This is a genomic window from Luteibacter sp. P4_D7_3 (genome assembly GCF_056401735.1).
In genome coordinates, this window is sequence record NZ_JBFUIT010000323.1 from 1 (window position 1) to 4,344 (window position 4,344).

The 4,344-nt window shown below is 66.3% G+C and carries 5 protein-coding genes and 1 pseudogene; 5 read left to right on the forward strand and 1 reads right to left on the reverse strand.

The window, feature by feature from the left end; translation table 11 throughout:
• The first annotated feature begins 132 nt into the window (after window positions 1–132).
• The 5 genes from AC1DSN_RS19015 to AC1DSN_RS19035 all read left to right on the forward strand — a co-directional run bounded on the left by AC1DSN_RS19015 (window position 133) and on the right by AC1DSN_RS19035 (window position 4,128).
• Complete coding sequence (locus tag AC1DSN_RS19015; RefSeq protein ID WP_477332225.1) at window positions 133–1,170, forward strand: agmatine deiminase family protein; 1,038 nt, start codon at window positions 133–135, stop codon at window positions 1,168–1,170.
• Window positions 1,171–1,188: 18 nt separating this feature from the next.
• The gene (locus tag AC1DSN_RS19020; protein WP_063572664.1) at window positions 1,189–2,079 is read left to right on the forward strand and encodes a carbon-nitrogen hydrolase; all 891 of its coding nucleotides are present in this window, start codon (window positions 1,189–1,191) and stop codon (window positions 2,077–2,079) included.
• A gap of 25 nt (window positions 2,080–2,104) precedes the next feature.
• Entirely contained in the window at window positions 2,105–3,340 is a 1,236-nt protein-coding gene (locus AC1DSN_RS19025) for a TraB/GumN family protein (RefSeq protein WP_477298511.1), read from the forward strand.
• Window positions 3,341–3,436: 96 nt separating this feature from the next.
• The gene (locus AC1DSN_RS19030) at window positions 3,437–3,757 is read left to right on the forward strand and encodes a c-type cytochrome (protein ID WP_477298510.1); all 321 of its coding nucleotides are present in this window, start codon (window positions 3,437–3,439) and stop codon (window positions 3,755–3,757) included.
• Between the two features lie 14 nt (window positions 3,758–3,771).
• On the forward strand, window positions 3,772–4,128 hold the full coding sequence (locus AC1DSN_RS19035; protein ID WP_477298509.1) for a c-type cytochrome: 357 nt from the start codon (window positions 3,772–3,774) through the stop codon (window positions 4,126–4,128).
• Window positions 4,129–4,160: 32 nt separating this feature from the next.
• Here the strand turns inward: AC1DSN_RS19035 and AC1DSN_RS19040 are convergent.
• Window positions 4,161–4,344 (reverse strand): annotated as a pseudogene (locus AC1DSN_RS19040) (hypothetical protein); the annotation flags it as partial.

A 4,344-nucleotide genomic window follows, 5' to 3' on the forward strand; every position in this document is an offset into this window, starting at 1 on the left:
ACACAGAGCCGGCGCGGCTTTGCAGGTTGCCGGGCTGTCTGTGGGAGCCGCTTCAGCGGCGATGGCTGTTACAGCAACGGTAGCCCGGAAGCCCTACAATAGGCGGCTTCCCCAGCTGCCTCCCCGCCCGCCATGACCGACCGCACTTCTTATCGACTTCCCGCCGAATGGGAGCCGCAGGCCGGCGTGCTGATCGCCTGGCCGCATGCGGACACCGATTGGGCCGATCGCCTGGCCGAGGTCGAGACGACCTATGTGGCGCTGRCCGCCGCGGTGACCCGCTTCGAACCGCTGCACATCATCGTGGCCGACGCCGCGCTGCGTGAGCGCGCCCGCCTGGCGATCACCGAAGCCGGCGCGGACCTGTCGCGCGTACACTTCATCGAGCTGCCTTACGACGACACCTGGCTGCGCGACTCCGGCCCGATCACGCTCACCGGCCCGAACGGCGTGCTGCTCAACGATTACCGTTTCACCGGCTGGGGCGGCAAGTTCGGCGCCGAGCAGGACGATGCGCTGATCTCCGGTCTGCTCGAACGCGGCGTGCTCTCCGGCCTCCCGCACAAGCGCATCGACTGGGCGTTGGAAGGTGGCGGCATCGAGAGCGATGGCCGCGGCACCATCCTGACCACGTGGAAGTGCCTCAACCAGCGCCATCCCGAGCTCTCGCGCGAAACGATGACCGAGACCCTGGCGACCACTCTGCACGCCGACCGCGTGCTGTGGCTGGACCACGGCTACCTTGAAGGCGACGACACCGACGCCCATATCGACACGCTGGCGCGCTTCTCGGAGGACGGCGGCATCGTGTACCAGGCTTGCGACGACGAAAGCGATCCGCACTTCGCCGAACTGGGCCAGATGGGCTCGGAACTCGCCGCGCTGCGTTCGCCGGAAGGCAAGCCCTACCCGCTGCATCCGCTCCCCTGGGCCGAGCCGATCCTCGACGAAGGTCGTCGCCTGGCGGCGTCCTACGCGAACTACCTGATCGTCAACGGCGCGGTGCTCGTGCCGGCCTATGGCGACAAAAAGGACGCGGAAGCAGCGAGGATCATCGGCGTGGCTCATCCGGGCCGCGAAGTCGTCCAGGTGCCATGCCGTCCGCTGATCTGGCAGAACGGCAGCCTGCATTGCATCACCATGCAGCTGCCCGCCGCGATTGCCCAGTAACCCTGAGGAACGAACACGATGACCCGCAAGACCCTCAAGGTCGCCCTGCTCCAGGAAACCGACCGCGGCAGCCGCGACGGCAACCTGGACGCCATCGAGGCCGGCCTGCGCGAAGCCGCGAAGGCTGGCGTCGAACTGGTGTTGCTGCAGGAACTGCACAACGGCCCGTACTTCTGCCAGCGCGAGAGCGTGGACGTGTTCGACCTCGCCGAGACCATTCCCGGCCCGGGCACCGAGCGCATCGGCAAGCTCGCCGAGGAGCTCAAGCTCGTCGTCATCGCGTCGATCTTCGAAAAGCGCGCGACCGGCCTGTATCACAACACGGCCGTGGTCTTCGATCGCTCGCGCGAGATCGCCGGCAAGTACCGCAAGATGCACATCCCCGACGACCCGGCCTTCTACGAGAAGTTCTACTTCACGCCGGGCGACCTCGGGTTCGACCCTATCCAGACCTCGGTCGGCAAGCTCGGCGTGCTGGTGTGCTGGGACCAGTGGTATCCGGAAGCCGCGCGCCTGATGGCGCTGGCCGGCGCCGATATCCTGTTCTACCCCACGGCCATCGGCTGGGACCCTAACGATGACGACGCCGAGAAGGCCCGTCAGCGTGATGCCTGGATCACCGTGCAGCGCGGTCATGCCGTCGCCAATGGCCTGCCGTTGCTCTCGTGCAACCGCACGGGTTATGAGGCGGATCCGTCCAACGTCGGCAGCGGTATCCAGTTTTGGGGTTCGAGCTTCGTGGCGGGCCCGCAGGGCGAATTCATTGCCCAGGCCGGCACCGAGGGCCGTGAGCTGCTGATCTGCGATGTCGACATGGAGCGCAGCGAGCACGTCCGGCGCATCTGGCCCTTCCTGCGTGACCGTCGCATCGACGCTTACGGCGACCTGACCAAGCGCTACCGCGACTGATCCCCCTCTTAAGGACTCCGAGCGCATGATCCCTGCCGAGCACGACGCACCGCTTCCCGCGGCCCTGGAAGGCCAACCTATCGAGCGCATGAGGCGCGACGGTGTCGATTACGTCATCCTCGGCACGGCCCATGTTTCGCGTGCGAGCGTGCACGCGGTCGAAGCCCTGCTCGAAACCGAGCACTTCGACGCCGTCGCCGTGGAGCTCTGCGCCAGCCGTGCGCATGGCATTCGCGACCCGGAAGCGTTCAAGCAGCTCGACCTCTTCCAGGTGATTCGCCAGGGCAAGGCCGGCATGGTCGCGGCCAGCCTTGTGCTCGGTTCGTTCCAGAAGCGTCTCGCCGCGCAGTACGGCATCGAGCCGGGCGCCGAGATGAAAGCCGCGATGGACGGCGCCGATGCGCGCAGCATGCCGGTGTGGCTCGTCGATCGTGAAGTCGGCACGACCCTCAAACGAGCCTGGCGCAGCGTCGGTTTCTTCCAGCGGTTCGGCCTGATGGCCGGCATGCTCGGCAGTGTGTTCGAACGCGAGGAGATCGCCGAAGCCGATATCGAGAAGCTGAAGGAGTCCGATCTGCTCGAAAGCGCCTTCAGCGAGTTCGCCACCAACTCCGCGCCGCTCTACAACGCACTGATTGCCGAGCGCGATACGTACATGGCTGCGCGCCTGCGCGAGAACGGCTTGCGCATGGACACCGAGGCCGCCACGCGCAAGGTGCTGGTCGTCATCGGCGCCGGCCACCTCAAGGGCATGAGCGAGAAGCTTGCCCACCAGCATGGCGACGCGCAGGCACTCGCGGATGACCTCGCCGTCACGCCGCCCGCCTCGAAGTGGCCCAAGATCGTCGCCGTGGGCCTGGTGCTGGCGATCTTCGTCGCCATCGGCTTCGCTTTTCATCGCAGCCCCAGCCTGGGCGCCGACGCGGTGAAGAACTGGATCCTGCTGACCGGTGGCCTGTCGGCTCTGGGCGCCCTCATCGCCGGCGGCCATCCGCTGTCGATCGTGGCAGCCTTCATCGCCGGGCCCCTGAAGCCCTTTCGCCCCGGCATTCCCTCCGGCGCCATCAGCGCCATGGCCGAGGCCTGGATCCGCAAGCCGCGCGTGGTCGACTTCGAGCACCTGCGCGACGACATCACCCACTGGACGGGCTGGTGGAAGAACCGTGTGGCGCGGACCCTGCTCAACTTCTTCCTGGTTTGCGCCGGTACCATCGCCGGCGAATACATCGCGGGCTTCCACATCATTCGCAGCCTGATCTGAGGTCCGGGCCTCCCTGAGTTGTCCGCCGTCGCGACAGGCCTCTATACTTCGACGGCTTTTCAACCCCGGCCCCGCCCGGCACCCAGGGAACTCTTAATGAAGCGTCTGCAACTGGTTGGTCTGATCGCTGTAGCACTGTGCGCCGCGTCCGCCGCGCACGCCGAAGGGGACAAGGCCAAGGGACGGACGCTGGTCTATACCTGCAACGGCTGCCACGGCGTGCCGGGCTATGCCAACGCTTACCCCGAATACCACGTGCCGCATATCGCGGGCCAGAACGAGCAGTACATCGTCAACGCCCTCAAGTCCTACAAGAGCGGCGAGCGCACCCACCCGACGATGGGTATCCAGGCGCAGAGCCTGTCCGATGAGGAAATCGCGGACGTTGCCGCCTACCTCTCCAGTCTCGCCAAGTAAGCCGCCGAGGACGAATGATGATCCGTGGGTTTTCCCTGATAGCCATCGGCGCGCTACTCGCGCTGACCGCCACCCAGACCTTCGCCGGCGGTGATCCCGCCCGCGGCAAGACCAAGATCGCCACCTGCGTGGCCTGCCACGGCCAGGACGGCAATGCCGTCGACCCGCAGTACCCGCGACTGGCCGGCCAATACGCCGACTACCTCGCGATGGCCCTGCATGAGTACAAGGACGGCCGCCGCGGCAACCCGGTCATGAAGGGCTTCGCCGCCACGCTCTCCGACCAGGACATCGACGATGTCTCGGCGTATTTCGCCACGATGCCGACCAAGCTCGACGGGCTGGAGCATCACATCCAGGGTAGCGACTGAGCGGTTGCTCTGTGTGGGAGCAACTGTCTTTTTTAGACAGCCGCCCCATGCCGCCATCCGGCCTGATCACGGACCATCGCATTGATGGCCGTGATCAGGCATCGCATGCAGGCAACGATGGCCACCTTGGCTACTTTTCCCCGCGCCCGCAGGGCGCGGTAACGCTCGCCCAGGGCTGTTCCTTTTGCTCTGACGGCGGCCCAGGCGGCCATGTAT

Bases quoted from the DNA above. Each gene is read 5' to 3' on its own strand.
- AC1DSN_RS19035 (WP_477298509.1), top strand. From the start codon at position 3,772: ATGATGATCCGTGGGTTTTCCCTGATAGCCATCGGCGCGCTACTCGCG.
- AC1DSN_RS19030 (WP_477298510.1), top strand. From the start codon at position 3,437: ATGAAGCGTCTGCAACTGGTTGGTCTGATCGCTGTAGCACTGTGCGCC.
- AC1DSN_RS19025 (WP_477298511.1), top strand. From the start codon at position 2,105: ATGATCCCTGCCGAGCACGACGCACCGCTTCCCGCGGCCCTGGAAGGC.
- AC1DSN_RS19020 (WP_063572664.1), top strand. From the start codon at position 1,189: ATGACCCGCAAGACCCTCAAGGTCGCCCTGCTCCAGGAAACCGACCGC.